Below are 15953 nucleotides of genomic sequence, written 5' to 3' on the forward strand. Positions count from 1 at the left end.
CTCATCATTTCGATGCAGACGAAGGGCTCACTTCCCTCGACCCACGCGTCGTGGCCGGGTGGGATGGTGTACGACATCCCCGCGGCAATCGTCTTCTGTGCGCCATCGTTCGTCCGGACCGTGACCCGGCCGGACACCGCGTACCCAACATGAGTGGCCTGGCAACTGTCAGTCCCAACGACCGGTTTGATGCACTCCGACCACCGCCACCCGGGCTGGAAGATGAAGCGCCCGATCGTGAAGCCCTCAAATCGGACGACCTCAACCCGTGTTTTGTTCGGGGCTCTCACCTCATCCGGCATATCGTGTGACTTTGTCTCCAACCTGTTGACATTCATAGTATTTGTCATGACAACGACCCCCCCATTCTGTGTCTGTCCGCTTGATAGCAGGCCATCTCGCCAGAAGGGCGCGCCCTGGCGCCCGCCCCTGTGGCCGTCACTGCAATTACTTAACGAGAGACGTCACTTCCGCGCCCTTCGGTATCAGGTAGGCTACGGCCACGCGCGTGGTGACGGAGCCTTTGTTGGCCGCCGAGTGAACCAAGCCCGGATTTTCCGTGAACATCCCGCCGGCTTTGACGGTCGTTGAGCCGCTGTCAGTGGTCAAGGTGACTTCACCGGTGATCACCTGGACAGCGACAGGTCCGCCGTGCGTGTGTCGCGGGACCACCGCACCGGGTGGCAGGTCAATGACCTGGGCGATGAGATTGTAGTCGCCGGCCTTCACTGTGATCGGAAACTTGGCCATGCCAACTACCATCGGACCGGGAGCGGCGGCGTAGGACATGACGGACCCAGCCCCGGCCAGGGCGGCGACCACGAACAGTGCGACGTGACAACGTGAGAGCCTCATGCGCAATCTCCTGTGGTTAGCGTCCCGATGAGCGTACAGGAAGACGCGGCTGGCGACATCGTCGAAACAACGTATGAGCATACGTATTTTGGGTCTGTCGCGGAGGGTCTGCTGCCAGGACCCGACGCGGGCCGCGAGGAGACGGTTCCTGGGGTACCGTCAGGACTATGTGCTACTACTCATGCATCGCCGCACGGAGTCGGTACTCGGCGGCCCAGGCGGCAATTTGCGTTCTAGCGTGAAATCCCAACTTGTTCAAGATATGCTGGACGTGGGTATCCGCTGTCCTCTGGGCGATGTAGAGGCGTACAGCGATCTGGCGATTGCTCAGCCCCAGCGCAATCAGCGTTGCAATCTCATGCTCGCGAGCCGTGAGGCGCGTGTCTGGCCGGCCGGTCCGCGCAGCGTCCCCCAGCTTGGGCGATCGCGGCTGCGGTGGCGCAGACGAGAGTGCGTACTCGATCGCCTGTTCGGTCGTCTCCTCCCGGCCTGTCGACCAGGCAGTCGCGAAGGAGCCCTGGTCCAGGGCCGCGCGGATGGCGGCCGTGGACTGCTCGTAGTCGGATTGGTGTGAGGGGGATAGGGGAAACCTCGTAATCTCACGAAACGCCTGCGCTGCGCCAAAAAGCACGGCCCCGCGATAGGACTCCCCTTGCGCGGCGGCCAGGGCGGCAAACGCTTCCAGGAGGAAGGCGATGCCAAATCGGTCCCCCAGCCGTCTGGCCGCAAGCAGCCCATCTCGGTAGCAGGCGAGCGCTTCCGCGTGGCGTCGCTCGGAGAAGGCCACAAGCCCCAAACTCCAAAGGGCAAAGATGAGAACTGGTTGGCTGTCCGCCTGTCGGGCGAGGTCCAGGCTTCGGTCGAGCAGGGTCCGGGCACGTCCGTAATCGCCCTTGTGCCACACCGAGTGCCCGACATGAGCGAGCGCATCGGCGATGCCGCGCGTGCTGCCGAGCCTCTCGTACGCCGCCAGGCATTCCGTGAATGAAGACTCGGCGAGATCATGGTCGCCTTGATGCGATGCCATTCGGCCCAGATGGTTGATCGCCCACGCGATGCCCGTGAGGTCATCCCATTCACGGTAAAGGGCGAGGCCCTCTTCGAGAAATGCGCGCGCTTGGGTGTACAGTCCCTGGAGCGTTGAGAGATGCCCCAAACCGATCAGCGCCCGGGCGCGGAAAGCAGACTTCTCGCGGCTTCGGGCTAGCAGCCGGTCTAACCAGCCGCGCCCCTCGGTGAAGTGGCCGCGCACCTGCCAGAACCCGATGAGCGCGCTCGCCAGCCGCAGACCATCGTCGTCTGTGTGCGCATTCGAGCAAGCGAGCGCCGCCCTCAAATTGTCATGCTCAGTTTCAAGCCGATTTAGCCACTCGATATCTTCGGAGCCCTCGATGGCCGGACTGGCCTGTTCGGACAGCTGAAGAAAGTACCGTAGGTGACGGGCACGGATCGACTCCGCCTCGCCGCAGCCAAGCAATTGGTGGTGCGAATAGTGCCGCACTGTTTCAAGAAGTCGGTATCGAGGCGCCTGACCTGTCTCGTCGAACGCCACCAGTGACTTGTCGAGCAGACGGAGCATGCACGCCGGAATCTCTGCTGCCGGGAGATGCGGATCGCTGCACACTGCCTCAGCGGCCTCCAGTGTCCACCCCCCGGCAAACACCGACAGCCGGCGTAGCAGGGTCTGCTCCTCTGCAGACAGGAGGGCATAGCTCCACTCGATCAATGCTTCTAACGTCTGATGGCGAGCGGGAGCCGTCCGGCGGCCGCCCCTCAGGAGGTGGAACCGGTCATTCAGGCGTGCAGCGATGGCATCGACCGACAGCCCCTTGACACAGACCGCCGCCAGCTCGATCGCCAATGGAATCCCGTCAAGCTGCCGGCAGATCTGCGCGACAGCCTGCGCGTTCCCGGGCGTCAACGCGAAATCGGAAAGCACGGCCTGCGCACGCTCCACGAACAACTGGACGGCCTCGTGGCCGAGTAGCCGGTCCGGAGGAACTACGGCTCCGGACGGCGGCAACGAGAGCGAGGGGACTCGCCAAGCCGTCTCCCCAGTCACATTGAGCGGCTCGCGGCTCGTGGCGAGAAGGCGTAGCTTGGGACAGCTTCGCAGCAGAAGGTCTGCAAGCTCTGCGCACGCGGAGACCAGATGCTCGCAGTTGTCCAGCACCAGGAGCAGCGACTTGTTTTGGAGGGATGATACAAGAGTCTGACTCAACGGGCGGCTCGGGTCCTCCGGAGCTCCGACGGCGGCAGCCACATCGTGCAAAACGAAGCTTGGCTCGGCCAAGGGACCGAGATCGACGAGCCAGATGCCGTCGGGGTACTCAGATAGCAAATCGGAGACGACCTGAATGGCAAGCCGGGTCTTCCCGCATCCCCCCGCACCCGTGAGCGTGAGCAGGTGGGTGCGGCCGAGCAGCCGCTTCACTTCGTCGATCTCACGTTGTCGACCGACAAAGCCGGTCGGGATAACCGGCAGATTGTTCGGGGGGTTACCCTGCAGCTCGGCCACTGGCACGCCCTCGCGCGTCGATCCTAGCAATCGCTATATGCTCGGACGCCGTTCGTGGCCGGCACAATGACTCCTGCTCTTTACGCCGATCGCCTCGCTCCAGTATCCGATGCCCCGGAGGCGACGGCGGACGTCGGCGCCGCCGCGGCGCACGAAGGCGCATCTCATTAGCCTGATCCAGGTCGTCTCGCCCGCCCAAATCGCTTTGAGACTAGCATGCCGGTCTCATGCGAAATATTTCTTCCTATGCTCACCGCGGTAGATCTCTTTCCAGGCCATCCCGGATCGGACTTTCTGCCGCATGTCGTCTTCCAGCTGGGCAATCTCTTTTGTGAAGTCACGCATCTTTTCGACGAACTGCTCTGGAATCACGACGACACCGTGGTTATCCCCGACAATCAGGTCCCCAGGCCGCACGAGAGCGCCCCCGCACTGAATCGGAATATGCGCAGAGGCACAGTAGAGCGCGCCGGCATAGGAGGACATCATTTCCCCGACCGGCGATTTCTTATGAAATATCGGGAGATTGAGTTTCCGCAGGGCATCCGCGTCCCGCACGGGCCCGTCTCCCACGCTCCCGGCGTGGCCGGAGCGCACAGCGGTCATGCCGTTCAACTCTCCCTGCACCGGCATCAAGTCGCCGCCCTCCACCACCACGACGGACCCGGGAGGAGCCGCTTCGACGATTTCCGTGTATCGGTACTCAGACTCCTGATACATCGCCTTATAGAAACACGGGAGAAATCGCACCGTGACCGCAGGCCCTGCCACGTGGGGGGCACCCTCGGCAAACCGGACAAGCGGCAATATCCCCCACATGCGCACCGCCTGTAAATCTAACCGGGTGAGAGCATCAGAAATATTCGTCGTGGGGGTGATGCGGAAGTGTTCGATCAAAGCCCGATCATACTGTTTGTACTTGGGCTGAATCATATCACCTCTCCGTGGCTGACATCGTAAGACCAAATACCGGGCGTCCATGGTACTCACCGAAGGAGCCATCGGGGGCCCTGTATTTTGGCCATCCGACAAAACGGGAATTTCGGGGCACCCGCGCATGGTCTCGAGAAAGGAAAGACCACTTCATCTTGCCGACAATCCCAGGAGTCGAGGCAGGACCAGGCTGAACTGCGGGAGCGCGGCCAGTAGCCCAAGGCCGACCAATAGTACCGAGAGGTAGATCAATAGAGGTTTAGTGATGTCTTCAACGCTGGCTTTCGTGATGGTGGAAGCGACGTAGACCCCGACTCCGATGAGCGGGAGATGGGTCCCGATGCCCATCGAGATGATGAGTACAAGAGCATACTGAAGCGGGCTGATACCTAGTCTCGCCGCAGCGGGCAAGAGCAGAGGGGCAAAGATCAGGAGCGCCGGCAGGCCCTCAAGGAGCGCGCCCAACACGATGAGCGCAGCGATTGACGCGACCATGAACAGCCAAGGATATCCAGACAGAGACAGGACTAATGCGCTGATCCGGTCGGGAAGGCCTCCTACATTGATGACCCATGAGAAAGCGCTGGCTGCAGTGACGATGAACAGGATGAGGCCTGCCAGACTAGTCGAACTCTTGACCGACCGCCAGAAGGCGGAGTCGGGCATGCGATACGCGAGTCCGGAGAGCAGGACCCCGTAGATCACCGCGAAGGAGGAGACTTCAGTCGGAGTCGCGATTCCACCGCCTATGCCGATGACGAGTATCGCCGGCAGCACGAGGGCCGGCGTCGCACGCATCGCCACCCGCCCGGTGCGCTGCCAGCCGCCCTCGTTCACGAGGCTGCCGGCCGCCTGAGTCCGCAGGTAGGCGGTGGCCATGAGACACGCGGCGAGCAGGACCGCGGGGAGCAGGCCGGCGATGAACAGCGCGGCCACCGAGACGGTGGTAATAGAACTCAGCACAATCATGGCTAAGCTCGGTGGAATCGTCTCTCCCATGACTGCAGATGCTGCCAGTACCGCCGCGATCTCCTCTCGGCGGTGGCCATGCTTTTCCATCACCGGGGTGAGGGGAGCACCGACCGCGGCCATGTCCGCAGCCTTAGAGCCTGAGAGCCCAGAGAAAAGGTACATACTCACGATGACAACCTGGAGCAGACCGCCTCTGATCCGGCCCACCAGCCTCTCGACCAGATCAGCGATACGGCTACTCGCACCGCCTTCGGCGAGGACAAGACCGGCGAGCACGAAGAAGGGGATGGCGAGCAGGATGAAGTTATTGGTACCGTCCCGCATCGTGAGCGGGACCACGGTCGGATAGGCAAGCCCGGTCACGCCCAACGCGAAAATTGGACTCGCGAGCAGCACGAATGCGATGGGGACCGCAGCCAATAAGAGGACGGCAAACACGAATAGGCTTACCCCGGCCACGGACTGATTCGAGAGCACCGGACCCAACCAGACCTTGGCCACCGTGACGGCGCCGGCGAGCCCCACCACCGCCGCCAGGACGGATACCGTGGAGCGTGTCCGCCTCCGCATCAGATTACAGCCGCTGTAACCACAGATCATGGCGAAGCCGATGGAGACCGGCAGGGCCAGCCAGGTATCACGGATCTGAAGGATGGGGGTGCGCACGTCCCAGCCTTCCTTGAGCAGGTGCAGGGAAAGCATCAAGGTGGCGAACGAGGTCACCAGGACGGCCGATTCCTTGAAGTCATCAAGGGGACCACGCCATCGGAGAGGCAGCCGGTTTACCACGAAACGCATCGAAAGATGCATCCCGGAACCGTAGGCCGCGGCTCCGCCGATGAAGGTCAGTATTGTCAGGGCGATCTGGGACGCTTCCGTCGCCCACGGGAATGAGTAGTGAAATAGGCTACGCGCGACGATATTGGCAAAGACAACGAGCAGCTCCCCAAACAACGCGGTAGCCAGAAATAGATTAATGGCATTTTCTACCGACACGGGCCAGAGTCGTGGGTAGGGGTTGAACGGATCGAAAGAGTCTCCTGACGATTTTCGGGCCTCAGCCTCCAGCCCGATTACTGAGGTCATCGACCGCGCCATCGTTCGATGCGCTGCCGGGCCACGACCACGGGGTTTCCTATCGCCCGTCTCGCTTAACTACGCGCCGCTCTGTGCTTTCGACTCAATCAGGATGTGGGCGGAGGCCAAGTCGGCGTGTTCCAAGATGAACGCCTCCACGTATCGCGGCGAGCGAATGTTGACAACCGGGGTGTGCGTTACGATCAAGCTGACCACTTCGTCCGAGAGGCCCGCTTTACTAGCGGCTTCGGCAGCCAGGTAGGCATGGGGGAACAAGCGGCCCTCTCTGGTAAGCTGACCGTCAGGACCAATCTCGACGAGCTTGCTCACATCGTGGAGCAGGCAAGCCGTGAGCAGTAGGTCGCGGTCAACTTGTATCCCGTGGACGGCGGTGATAACACTTGCCAGGCCCTGCGCTGCGAGCGTGACGGCGCGCACATGCTCTATCAGCGACACGCCCGGACATTTATGGGAGAAGGGCGCGCCGGCGACGTTGGTATGCTGGCTGCGGGCCCACATCTCAGTCCAGATCTCTAGCACCGCAGCGCGGAAGCGCGGATCTCCGATCAATCCGATCTCCGGTAGGAGCTTCCTGACTTCTTCCTGCCTCGACTCTCTGTCGATCGCGGTCGCCTGTGTCTGCCGCACCGTGTCACCTCACGCGCGTCACCGGTTGGTGCTTAACTGGTCAATCCACCGCGCCGCATCGGGACCGAGCTTCTGCTTGAACTGGTCCCACACTGGTTTGGCTGCGGCGCGCAGTTCCTCTCTCTCGGCTGACGAGAGGGAGTTGAACTTTGTCCCGCGTTTGACCATTTCATCCGTAATGGCGGCCTCATGCTTACCCAGGGCACTCCACTCGGAGTTCTCGGCGTTCTTGGCTGCATTCAGCATGATGGTCTGGAGCTGTTTCGGCAGGCTGGAGAAAAACGCTTCGTTGATCACGGTGGGACTGAGACCGATGACATGGTTCGTGAGAGAGACGTAAGGGGCCGCCTCGTAGAGCTTCGTTGAATAAATCGATGTCAGCGGCGCGTCACCGCCGTCCACTGTGCCCTGCTGGATCGCGATGTACCATTCCTTGTAGTCAACGGTGACCGGCTCTACGCCGAAGGCCTGAGCGGTGGCAACAGCGATTGGGCTCGGGATGGCTCTCATTTTAAGCCCCTTGAAGTCTTGCAGGCTGTTGATGGGGTGTTTCCTATTGAAGTACGCCTTGCCCCCAATGTTTTCCCAGTTCAGCACGTGGAAACCAGCTCGCTTCAGGAGGGCGTCGCCGACCTCTTTGGCCACCGGCCCATCAACCGCCTTGTGCGCACCAGCGTAGTCGGGGAACATCATCGGCATTGAAAAGACCTGGATCGGCGCGAAGTACTTGGCAAGCCAGTCGGTGACCCCTTGAGCCATCTGAAGGGTGCCGTCCTTGACCTGGTCGAACTGCGCCTGCGTGCTGCCGAGCCGTTCGCCAAAGAACAGCTCCACCGTGACTTGGCCGTGCGAAAGGGATTCAACTTCCTTCTTGAAACCGATCTGTGATTGTGATGTGACTTCTTCCTGAGTTGTGGCCATGGCGAAACGGATGACGTATCCTTTAGATTCCGCCGACGACACATTCCCGCCGTGGGCAACCAGTATCATGGAGAGGATGAGAGCCAGCGGTCCCACCCGTCCTGCCCACCGGATCATGACAAGAATCCCCCCCAACACGGACCCCTCTTGATTTGAGATACCGCCGCGTGCCATACTAATAGTATACTAACAACATTCTAGCTGGCGAGTCAATTCGGAAGAGGCGACCGCGCTCACCCTGGTCGGGATTGTTCCGCGGAGGCTGATCGCGTCGTTGCAGCGGCATGGAGCACCGATTCTCTTACCGACTGGCACCCGGTAGAGGTGGTAACGGCATGGGAAAGTCCGCAGTGGATCAGACGCGTTATCAGTGGGCATATGAGGAAATCCGTCGCCGGATTTTGGACGGCGACTTAGCGGCCGCCGCCCCGCTTTCGGAATATCAACTGGCGGATCTCCTGCAGTTGAGCCGAACACCCGTCAGGGAGGCGCTGAAGCGCCTCGAACACGAGGGTCTCGTGCGATCGGTCCCCAATCGGGGCGCGTCCGTGGCCGAGTCGTCCGTCCAGGACATCATGGAAATCTACCAGGTGCGCGAACAATTGGAGGGCCTCGCGGCGCGTATCGCGGCCGAGACGATGCCGGACGCCGACGTTGAGAAGCTCGAGGACGAACTCCGGCGTGCTGCGATCCTCGCGGCGAAGAACCACGTCAAAGAGACCTTTGAATCAGATGTTCACCTCCACAAACGGATCATTGAATCGACGCGGAACGGGCGCTTGGTGAGTATCCTCGCGACGCTCGATGATCAGGTACGGCGAATCCGAGCCATGTCGCCACGGACGCCAGGCCGGCTTGAGGCCACACTACGGGAACACCGTGAGATCGTCGGCCGAATTAGGGACCGCGACGCGTCCGGGGCCGAGGCGGCCATGCGCCGCCACTTGCGGGCGGCGTGCGAGAATGCCATCCGCCTGGTGCTCCCCGCTTCGCCGCCTGCCGCGTTTCGATCGAGCGACGGGACCGCCGTCACCGAGAGGGCCGTGACTCGATGACGATGAGAAGTCTTGGGTGCGTCCGGCTGAGCGTCGTGCTCTCCGTCTGTCTCGCAATGTTGTTCGCGACGACATGCGACGTCCGTGGCGCCGGAACGCCCGTGAACCTGGTTCAGGGGAGCGCCGGAATGGTGTGGATGCCCATCCTGGTCGGTCGCGAAATGAAATATTTCGAGGCCGAAGGACTGGACGTCAACTACATCATCACCGGAGGGGGTGCGAAAGCGGCCCAGGCGCTCGTGACGGGATCGGCGGATTTCGCCGCTACGACCATGTCGGATGCGATCAACGCGAGGCGGCAAGGCGCCGATGTCAGGGTTCTCGCCGCCTTACTCCGTCAATATCCAACCGATTGCGTGATTCGCAACGATGCCGCACAGCGTGCGAGGATTTCTTCGAAATCGCCGATCGGGGACCGCATCAAGGCTTTGAGGAACCTCAAAATCGGTCTTGGCGGGCAGGGCAGTCCGGGCGATCAGCTCATCATCTGGCTCGCGAGGCGCGCCCGTCTCGACCCGAATCGCGACGTGCAGCGGATCTTTCTGGGTACGGACGTTGCGGTGCTCGCGGCTCTTCAAAACGGCGCCATCGACGTGTTTTGTTATGGACCGCCCACATCGACCCGCGCGGTGATGTCGGGCAACGCGCTGTTCCTCTTCCACATCGTCGGGGGGAACGATCTCCCGGAGATTTCTCACTTCCCGAATGCGGTCCTCGCAACAACTCAACGTTTCGCCAGGGAGCATCCGGATGTTGTCGATCGGATGGCCCGCGGGTACGTCAAAGCCGTCGTGTTCATGCAAAGGGAACCGGACACGATCGCCGGCGTCATCAAACCGCTGTTTGCGAACATGGACGTGGCGACGTTCGACGCCTCGTTCGATTCGGCGAAGGCCGGATTCCCGCGGACGCCCGTGCTGCAGCGGAAGGACGTGCAGGCCGTGATCGATTTCGCAAGAGACACCACGGGCGAGCCGATCTCGATCACGGCAAACGATCTGCTCGACAATTCGTGGGTCATAAAAGCGCAACAGGAACTCCATCAGACGAGGTAATCGCTTGAACGCGGGATGCCACGACCGGCGGTGGGTTCATTGATTGCGCTCGAGGGCGTGACGAAGGAGTTTTCTGTACGTCACGGACGCCGAGTGACCACGCATCGCGCCATTGTCGACGCGTCGTTCTCCGTGGGCCGCGGAGAATTCGTCGCGATCGTAGGTCGGTCCGGGAGCGGCAAATCCACGATCCTGAACCTCATCGCGGGTCTGCTGGCGCCCGATCGAGGGGCGGTGTTGTACGGGGCGGCCCGCGTAGCGGGCGTCAACACGTGTGTCGGCTATATGACCCAACGAGACAACCTGGTGCCCTGGCGAACCGTGTGGGGCAATTTGATGCTGCCGCTTCAAATACGTCACGCGCCAAGATCCGAACGGCCGAGGCTGATTGAGAGTGTACTGCGCCGGGTCGGTCTGACAGAATTTTCACGGCACTATCCGGCGCAGCTCTCGGGCGGCATGCGGCAACGAGTCGCGCTGGCGCGTATGCTCATTTACGATCCTGAGACGCTCTTGATGGATGAACCGTTCGGCGCGCTGGATGAGCAGCTGAAACTGAGCCTCCAAAACTACCTCGAGATGCTGTGGGAGGAGCGGCGCAAGACGGTAGTCTACGTTACGCACGATCTCGGCGAGGCCATCGCGCTGGCGGATCGCGTCGTCGTCTTCGCGGGCCGGCCGGGAAGCGTGCGCGAGCAGATTCCGGTGCCGTTCGGGCGACCTCGGAACATCTATGCGCTGAGATACGATCCGGCGTTCACTGCGCTCCATCGTCGATTGTGGGAGGCCTTAGGGAGCCCGGAGGAGGACGCCGTCCAGCGTCAGGTGCCGTCGTGACGGACCCCACGAACGTGGACGCATGGGCGACCGTTGGTATCTGGCGGCGACCATCCACCCCCCGATACGCGGGGTTCGGGTCCTGGATCCTCATCGCGGGGCTGATCGGACTCTGGCAGCTGGCGTCTGGTCATGTCATCGACCCCCTATTCGTCAGCAAGCCGTCGGCGATCGCAGCGCGGCTCTGGTCGTGGATGGTCAGCGGGTTCTTGCTCTATCATTTCGAGATCACGCTCCTCGAAGCGATGGCGGGCTTTCTGGTCGGCGCTACCGCGGGGATGATTCTCGGCGTCGCCCTTGGGACATCCAGTCTTCTTTATCGACTATCCGAGCCGATCATCACGGGTCTCTACAGCCTGCCGAAGGTGGCGCTCATCCCATTGCTGGTCTTGTGGTTCGGAATCACCATTAAATCGAAGATCGCGCTGGCCGCAATTCTGGTGTTCTTCCTGGTGTTTTACAACACGCTTTCAGGCGTGCGAACGATCGATCGGAGCCTGCTGCATGTCGTCCAGGTCATGGGTGCAGATCGCGCACAGAGCTTCATCTACATCGTCATCCCTGCCGCCTTAAGCTCGATTTTGCTCGGCCTGCGGGTGTCGTTGCCGCAAGCCATGGTAGGTGCTGTCGTCGGCGAGATTTGGGCGTCGAGCCGGGGTCTCGGATACCTCGTGGCGTACACGGGGAGCCAATTTGACTCAACCGGGACGTTCGCAGCGCTCCTAGCGCTCATGATCTTGTCGGTGGCGCTCATTCGCGTGCTCGAGGTCTTCGAGGCGCGATTCGAGGCGTGGCGATACGCGTGACCGTGTAGCCACAGATGCCGTATGAGGGTGGATGGGGAGTCGAATCATGAAAGTCCGCGGCAATACGCTCTTTGGGAGAGCCCTCGCTCGGGAGGGAGTAAGGACGGCGTTCTTCCTCCTCGGGGGTCCAATGAATGAGGGAATATCGGCGGGCGACGCCGAGGGAATTCGTATGATCGACGTTCGCCATGAACAGGCGGCCGCCATGATGGCGCATGCCTACGCCAGGGTGCTGGGGCGCCCGGGCGTCTGCATTGCTTGCTCTGGTCCGGGCACGACAAATTTGGTGACGGGTGTCGCCGGGGCATTGATCGACTGCGTGCCTCTTGTCGCGCTCGGCGGGTGCAGTCCGCTCGATCAACTGATGAAGGGTGGCGCGTTTCAGGAAATCGATCAAGTTGCCATCATGCGCCCGGTGACGAAGTGGGCGGAACGTGTGTACGAGGCGAGACGCATTCCGGATTATATCGAGCTGGCATTTCGTACCGCCCTCTCGGGGAAGCCGGGTCCAGTGTATTTGGATTTCCCGGGCGACGTCCTCTTTCAGGAAGCCGACGACGAGGATGTGGAACCGACCACGGCGCCAACGAGGGATGTGGCCAAGCCGGTCGCCACCCCGGCGGCGATTGAGCGTCTCATCGCGCTGCTTCGTGAGGCGAAGCGACCCATCGTCATCTCGGGCAGCGGGATTCTGTGGTCGCAGGCATTCGAAGAGCTTCAGCACTTTGTGGAAACTACCGGCATCCCATTTTACACGACCCCTCAAGGGCGCGGCGTGGTACCGGAGGATCACGTGTACTTTTATCCGCATGCGCGCAGTGCCGCGTTCAAGGAGGCCGACCTCGTTTTGGTGATCGGCACGCGACTGAATTATGTGATCAGCTACGGGCAGCCGCCCCGCTTTGCCGAATCGGCGACGTTTGTGCGTATTGACATCGATCCAACCGAAATCAATCAGAGCCGGCGTCTGAGTCTCGGCATCGTCGGAGACGCCAAGATGGTTCTTCGTCAGATCTGTGCCGAGATCGAAGGGAAGTTCGACCGCGGGTGCTACGAACCGTGGCGCGGGCATCTCGCCACAATTCAGTCGGAGCGACAGCGCGAGCAGGAAGTCACCTTGAGCAGCGACCAGGTGCCGATCCATGCGCTGCGGCTCTGTAAGGAGATTCGGGATTTCATGGATCGGGATGCGATTCTCGCGGTTGACGGTCAGGAGATTTTGAACTTTGGACGGCAGGTCTTGCCGACGTTCATCCCGGGGCACAGGCTCAATTCGGGTCCCTTTGGAACCATGGGGGTCGGGCTGCCGTTCGGCGTCGGCGCAAAAGCCGCGAAGCCGGACAAGCAGGTCATTGTGTTGCACGGCGATGGATCGTTCGGCATGAATGGAATGGAGCTGGATACGGCAGTCCGCCACAAACTCCCGATTCTCGTTGTGATTAGCTTGAACGGAGGATGGACCGCGGATACCGAAGGGCAGAAGCGCATCCCCGGTAAGGCCCGCATCGGGCGTCACCTCGGATACACACGTTTCGATAAGGTTGCCGCAGCTCTCGGGTGCTACGCGGAATTCGTGGAAAGGCCCGAAGAGATCCGGCCCGCGCTCGAGCGCGCGGGTCGGGCGGTCAAGAACGGCCAGACGGCGCTGGTCAACGTTGTGACCGACTCACGGGCCCGATCCCAGACGACAAAATTCACCAATTACGCTACCTAGGTGCGTCATGGGACGCTGTTGGATTTTCAGCGCAAGCCGGACGAAAAACCGGGCCTGGATCCTCCAATGAAAGGATTGCGGAATCCAAGTGGGAAACCTCGGATGATGTGCTTCGGATTATGTCCCCTCTAAAGGAGACGCGATCTATGCCCGAAGTCACTGAGCAAAAAAAGGCGCTGCAGGGCGTCCGGGTTGTCGATCTGACTCAATTCGAAGCGGGGACGTCATGCACGGAAACACTCGCGTGGCTGGGGGCTGAAGTCATTAAGGTTGAGGAACCCACGAGGGGTGAACAGGGGCGCCGTGCTCCCGAGCGCACCCTGGCCGCAGAACGCAATTTCGCCGACGCCTACTATTTCATGATGCTGAATTGCAACAAGCGCAGCGTCACGTTGAATCTGAAGAGCGAGAAAGGCCGCGCAATGCTTCGCTCGCTTATCGAGAAGTCGGATATCTTTGTAGAAAACTTCGGTCCGGGAGTCATCGAGCGGCTCGGTTTTGGTTGGGACGTTGTGCGTACCATCAACCCGCGCATGATTTACGCGCAAATCAAGGGCTTCGCACCCCAGAGTACGTACGCCAATTACCTGGCCTTCGACATGATTGCACAGGCAACAGGCGGGTCGATGTCGATTACGGGCGAGGCCGATGGACGCCCGATCAGACCGGGAACGGCAATCGGAGACACCGGCACCGGGCTTCAGTGCGCCATCGGAATTCTCGGCGCCCTGTATCAGCGACAGTTTAGCGGGCGCGGACAGCGTATCACCATTGCGATGCAAGAAGGGGTGATGAATTTCGCCCGGATGGCCTTCGCTTCCCAGGCCATTTGGGGAATTCCTTGCAAACGCGCAGGCAATCAAAGTGTGCTCGCCACAACGGCACCGAGTGAGATTTACCCAACCAAAGGCGGTGGAGCAAACGACTATGTCTACGTCATGACCTCGCGTGCGAGCGATGTCCAATGGCAGCGACTGGTAAAACTCATCGGCCGCGAGGATTTGCTCAATGAGGAGCGCTTTGCAACCTCGCTCAGCAGGTATCAGCACCGTGAAGAGGTTGATGCCATCATTGCGGAGTGGACGAAGAACTACGACAAGCTTACCGCGATGAAACTCCTCGGAGAGGCGGAGGTGCCGTGCGGTGCCATTTTTGACACGAAGGACCTGGCAGAAGATCCGTCTCTGCGGGCGTCAGGTGCAATCGTATCCGTGCCGTCGGTGCGCGGGAACTTCACGATGCCCGGGTTTCCCGTCAAGATGTCCGATTCACAGGTTGAGATCTCGTCTGCGCCCCTGCTGGGCGAAGGCAATGAGGAGATCTATGGACGGCTCCTTGGTCTCGATGCTGAGGACCTCTCTGCGCTCCGCGCCGAAAAGGTGATCTAGCTTCCAGCGTTCAGAACCTGACCGCGCGTCCGGTATCCTAACTTTCCAAAACCCTCGAGGCACTCCTGATAGCGGCTCCAGTAGCGCATCTGAATGACGTTCTCGAAGACAACCCAATTAGGACCCCCGATCGCCTTGGAGAGGTCAACTCTCCCCAATAGAGGGAACCCATCGCCTCACCCGCCTCTCTACAACGGCGGGAACCATGTCGACGATAACGGCGTGAAGCAGCAGAACTGCGAAGACGGCAAACATCTCGTCCGCCCGATACTGTGTTTGCGCAATGATGAGCCGGAAGCCGAGCCCGCGTCCTACGCCGATGACCTGCGCCGCCACCGTCGCCTGGAGGGCGTACCCAACGGTCACGCGAGCGGAACTGAGTACCCACAATCCGACCGAAGGGAGGTAGACGTGGCGAATCAACGCAAGATTATTCGCCCCTAAAATTCGGGCGTTGTTCAGTATATCCCGGCGAACCTCGCTCACTCCGGCGGCCACGTTCATCAACACGATGAACATGATGACCAGGGCGACGAGCAGGACCTGCGGGAGGTATCCAAATCCGAGGATGACCAGCAGCAAAGGAAGGAGGACGATTCTCGGCATGGCGTTGAAGAAGGCAATGTACGGCTCAGCGACAGCCCGCAAGGCCGGAAAGATCCCAACGAGCAATCCCAGCACGATCCCAAGCCCGGCACCGAACACGTAGCCAAGGCCAAAGACTAGAATCGTGGCCCCGAGGTCCTGCCAGAGGGTCGCGCTGTTCTTTGAGGCCGACGCCCGCCGTGGTGGCAGAGCGGGCAAAGCAGGTGGTGGCCGATTTCCTTGGGGAGTCGTTTTGAGTTTCCGAATTCCTCCCACTGGAGAGCCCAGTCCGGTCTTCAATCCTGGCTCCGCTGTGGTCAGTTCGGGGTCATGAGCCTTCACTCGGCTTCATAGGCGAACCTGGCAAGATCCATTGCAAGTGCGCCACCACAACGGTGATCACAAGTGATCGTTTTGGCTTGGTGGGCGTATCCCCCTGTGGGGCGGGAGCCGCTCGAGGTTTTGGTGATTGGGCGCCTCCCTCCTTAACCTCTCAAGCCCGTGGTGGCAATCCCTCGAACGTAGTAGCGCTGGAAGATGATAAAGAGAGCGATCGGAACCGCGGCGGCAATCGACAGGGCCGCAAAGA

14 protein-coding genes are annotated in these 15953 nt (G+C 61.0%); 6 read left to right on the plus strand and 8 right to left on the minus strand.

Annotated features, from left to right (window positions below):
* The 7 genes from VFP86_02830 to VFP86_02860 form a co-directional block, all read right to left on the minus strand.
* A partial coding sequence (locus VFP86_02830) for a cupin domain-containing protein (protein ID HET8998562.1) occupies positions 1-350 on the minus strand: 350 nt, incomplete at its 3' end.
* Between the two features lie 97 nt (positions 351-447).
* A complete protein-coding gene (locus VFP86_02835) occupies positions 448-855 on the minus strand; it encodes a cupin domain-containing protein (GenBank protein ID HET8998563.1) in 408 nt (135 codons plus the stop codon).
* Between the two features lie 175 nt (positions 856-1030).
* The gene (locus VFP86_02840; GenBank protein ID HET8998564.1) at positions 1031-3373 is read right to left on the minus strand and encodes a tetratricopeptide repeat protein; all 2343 of its coding nucleotides are present in this window, start codon (positions 3371-3373) and stop codon (positions 1031-1033) included.
* 225 nt (positions 3374-3598) lie between these two features.
* A complete protein-coding gene (locus VFP86_02845; protein ID HET8998565.1) occupies positions 3599-4306 on the minus strand; it encodes a hypothetical protein in 708 nt (235 codons plus the stop codon).
* A gap of 150 nt (positions 4307-4456) precedes the next feature.
* The gene (locus tag VFP86_02850; GenBank protein HET8998566.1) at positions 4457-6364 is read right to left on the minus strand and encodes a TRAP transporter large permease subunit; all 1908 of its coding nucleotides are present in this window, start codon (positions 6362-6364) and stop codon (positions 4457-4459) included.
* A 69-nt stretch (positions 6365-6433) separates the two neighbouring features.
* Positions 6434-7003, minus strand: a complete 570-nt coding sequence (locus tag VFP86_02855) for an HD domain-containing protein (protein HET8998567.1) — start codon at positions 7001-7003, stop codon at positions 6434-6436.
* A gap of 18 nt (positions 7004-7021) precedes the next feature.
* Positions 7022-8041, minus strand: coding sequence for a TRAP transporter substrate-binding protein (locus VFP86_02860; GenBank protein ID HET8998568.1), 1020 nt, complete (start codon positions 8039-8041; stop codon positions 7022-7024).
* 218 nt (positions 8042-8259) lie between these two features.
* On the opposite strand from VFP86_02860, the gene VFP86_02865 reads away from it, so the two are divergent.
* From VFP86_02865 to VFP86_02890, 6 genes are all read left to right on the plus strand, one after another.
* A complete protein-coding gene (locus VFP86_02865) occupies positions 8260-8979 on the plus strand; it encodes a GntR family transcriptional regulator (GenBank protein ID HET8998569.1) in 720 nt (239 codons plus the stop codon).
* Positions 8976-10034 (plus strand): ABC transporter substrate-binding protein, encoded by a 1059-nt coding sequence (locus VFP86_02870; GenBank protein HET8998570.1) that lies wholly within the window; start codon positions 8976-8978, stop codon positions 10032-10034. The genes VFP86_02865 and VFP86_02870 overlap by 4 nt, the downstream gene beginning before the upstream one ends.
* A gap of 93 nt (positions 10035-10127) precedes the next feature.
* A complete protein-coding gene (locus VFP86_02875; protein HET8998571.1) occupies positions 10128-10871 on the plus strand; it encodes an ABC transporter ATP-binding protein in 744 nt (247 codons plus the stop codon).
* The gene (locus VFP86_02880) at positions 10868-11677 is read left to right on the plus strand and encodes an ABC transporter permease (protein HET8998572.1); all 810 of its coding nucleotides are present in this window, start codon (positions 10868-10870) and stop codon (positions 11675-11677) included. Before VFP86_02875 ends, VFP86_02880 begins: the two co-directional genes overlap by 4 nt.
* A 46-nt stretch (positions 11678-11723) precedes the next feature.
* The gene (locus VFP86_02885; protein ID HET8998573.1) at positions 11724-13391 is read left to right on the plus strand and encodes a thiamine pyrophosphate-binding protein; all 1668 of its coding nucleotides are present in this window, start codon (positions 11724-11726) and stop codon (positions 13389-13391) included.
* A gap of 146 nt (positions 13392-13537) precedes the next feature.
* Positions 13538-14779: a CoA transferase gene (locus tag VFP86_02890; GenBank protein HET8998574.1), complete on the plus strand. Its 1242-nt coding sequence runs from the start codon at positions 13538-13540 to the stop codon at positions 14777-14779.
* 144 nt (positions 14780-14923) lie between these two features.
* Here VFP86_02890 and VFP86_02895 read toward each other — a convergent pair whose 3' ends face one another.
* On the minus strand, positions 14924-15583 hold the full coding sequence (locus VFP86_02895) for an ABC transporter permease subunit (GenBank protein ID HET8998575.1): 660 nt from the start codon (positions 15581-15583) through the stop codon (positions 14924-14926).
* Between the last annotated feature and the right edge of the window lie 370 nt (positions 15584-15953).

The sequence above is a fragment of the bacterium genome, assembly GCA_035703895.1.
GTDB lineage: Bacteria > Sysuimicrobiota > Sysuimicrobiia > Sysuimicrobiales > Segetimicrobiaceae > Segetimicrobium.

Excerpts from the sequence above, each read along its gene's own strand:
- VFP86_02845 (HET8998565.1), bottom strand. The coding sequence starts at position 4,306 with ATGATTCAGCCCAAGTACAAACAGTATGATCGGGCTTTGATCGAACAC.
- VFP86_02885 (HET8998573.1), top strand. The coding sequence starts at position 11,724 with ATGAAAGTCCGCGGCAATACGCTCTTTGGGAGAGCCCTCGCTCGGGAG.
- VFP86_02890 (HET8998574.1), top strand. The coding sequence starts at position 13,538 with ATGCCCGAAGTCACTGAGCAAAAAAAGGCGCTGCAGGGCGTCCGGGTT.
- VFP86_02850 (HET8998566.1), bottom strand. The coding sequence starts at position 6,364 with ATGACCTCAGTAATCGGGCTGGAGGCTGAGGCCCGAAAATCGTCAGGA.
- VFP86_02835 (HET8998563.1), bottom strand. The coding sequence starts at position 855 with ATGAGGCTCTCACGTTGTCACGTCGCACTGTTCGTGGTCGCCGCCCTG.
- VFP86_02870 (HET8998570.1), top strand. The coding sequence starts at position 8,976 with ATGACGATGAGAAGTCTTGGGTGCGTCCGGCTGAGCGTCGTGCTCTCC.
- VFP86_02865 (HET8998569.1), top strand. The coding sequence starts at position 8,260 with ATGGGAAAGTCCGCAGTGGATCAGACGCGTTATCAGTGGGCATATGAG.
- VFP86_02860 (HET8998568.1), bottom strand. The coding sequence starts at position 8,041 with ATGATCCGGTGGGCAGGACGGGTGGGACCGCTGGCTCTCATCCTCTCC.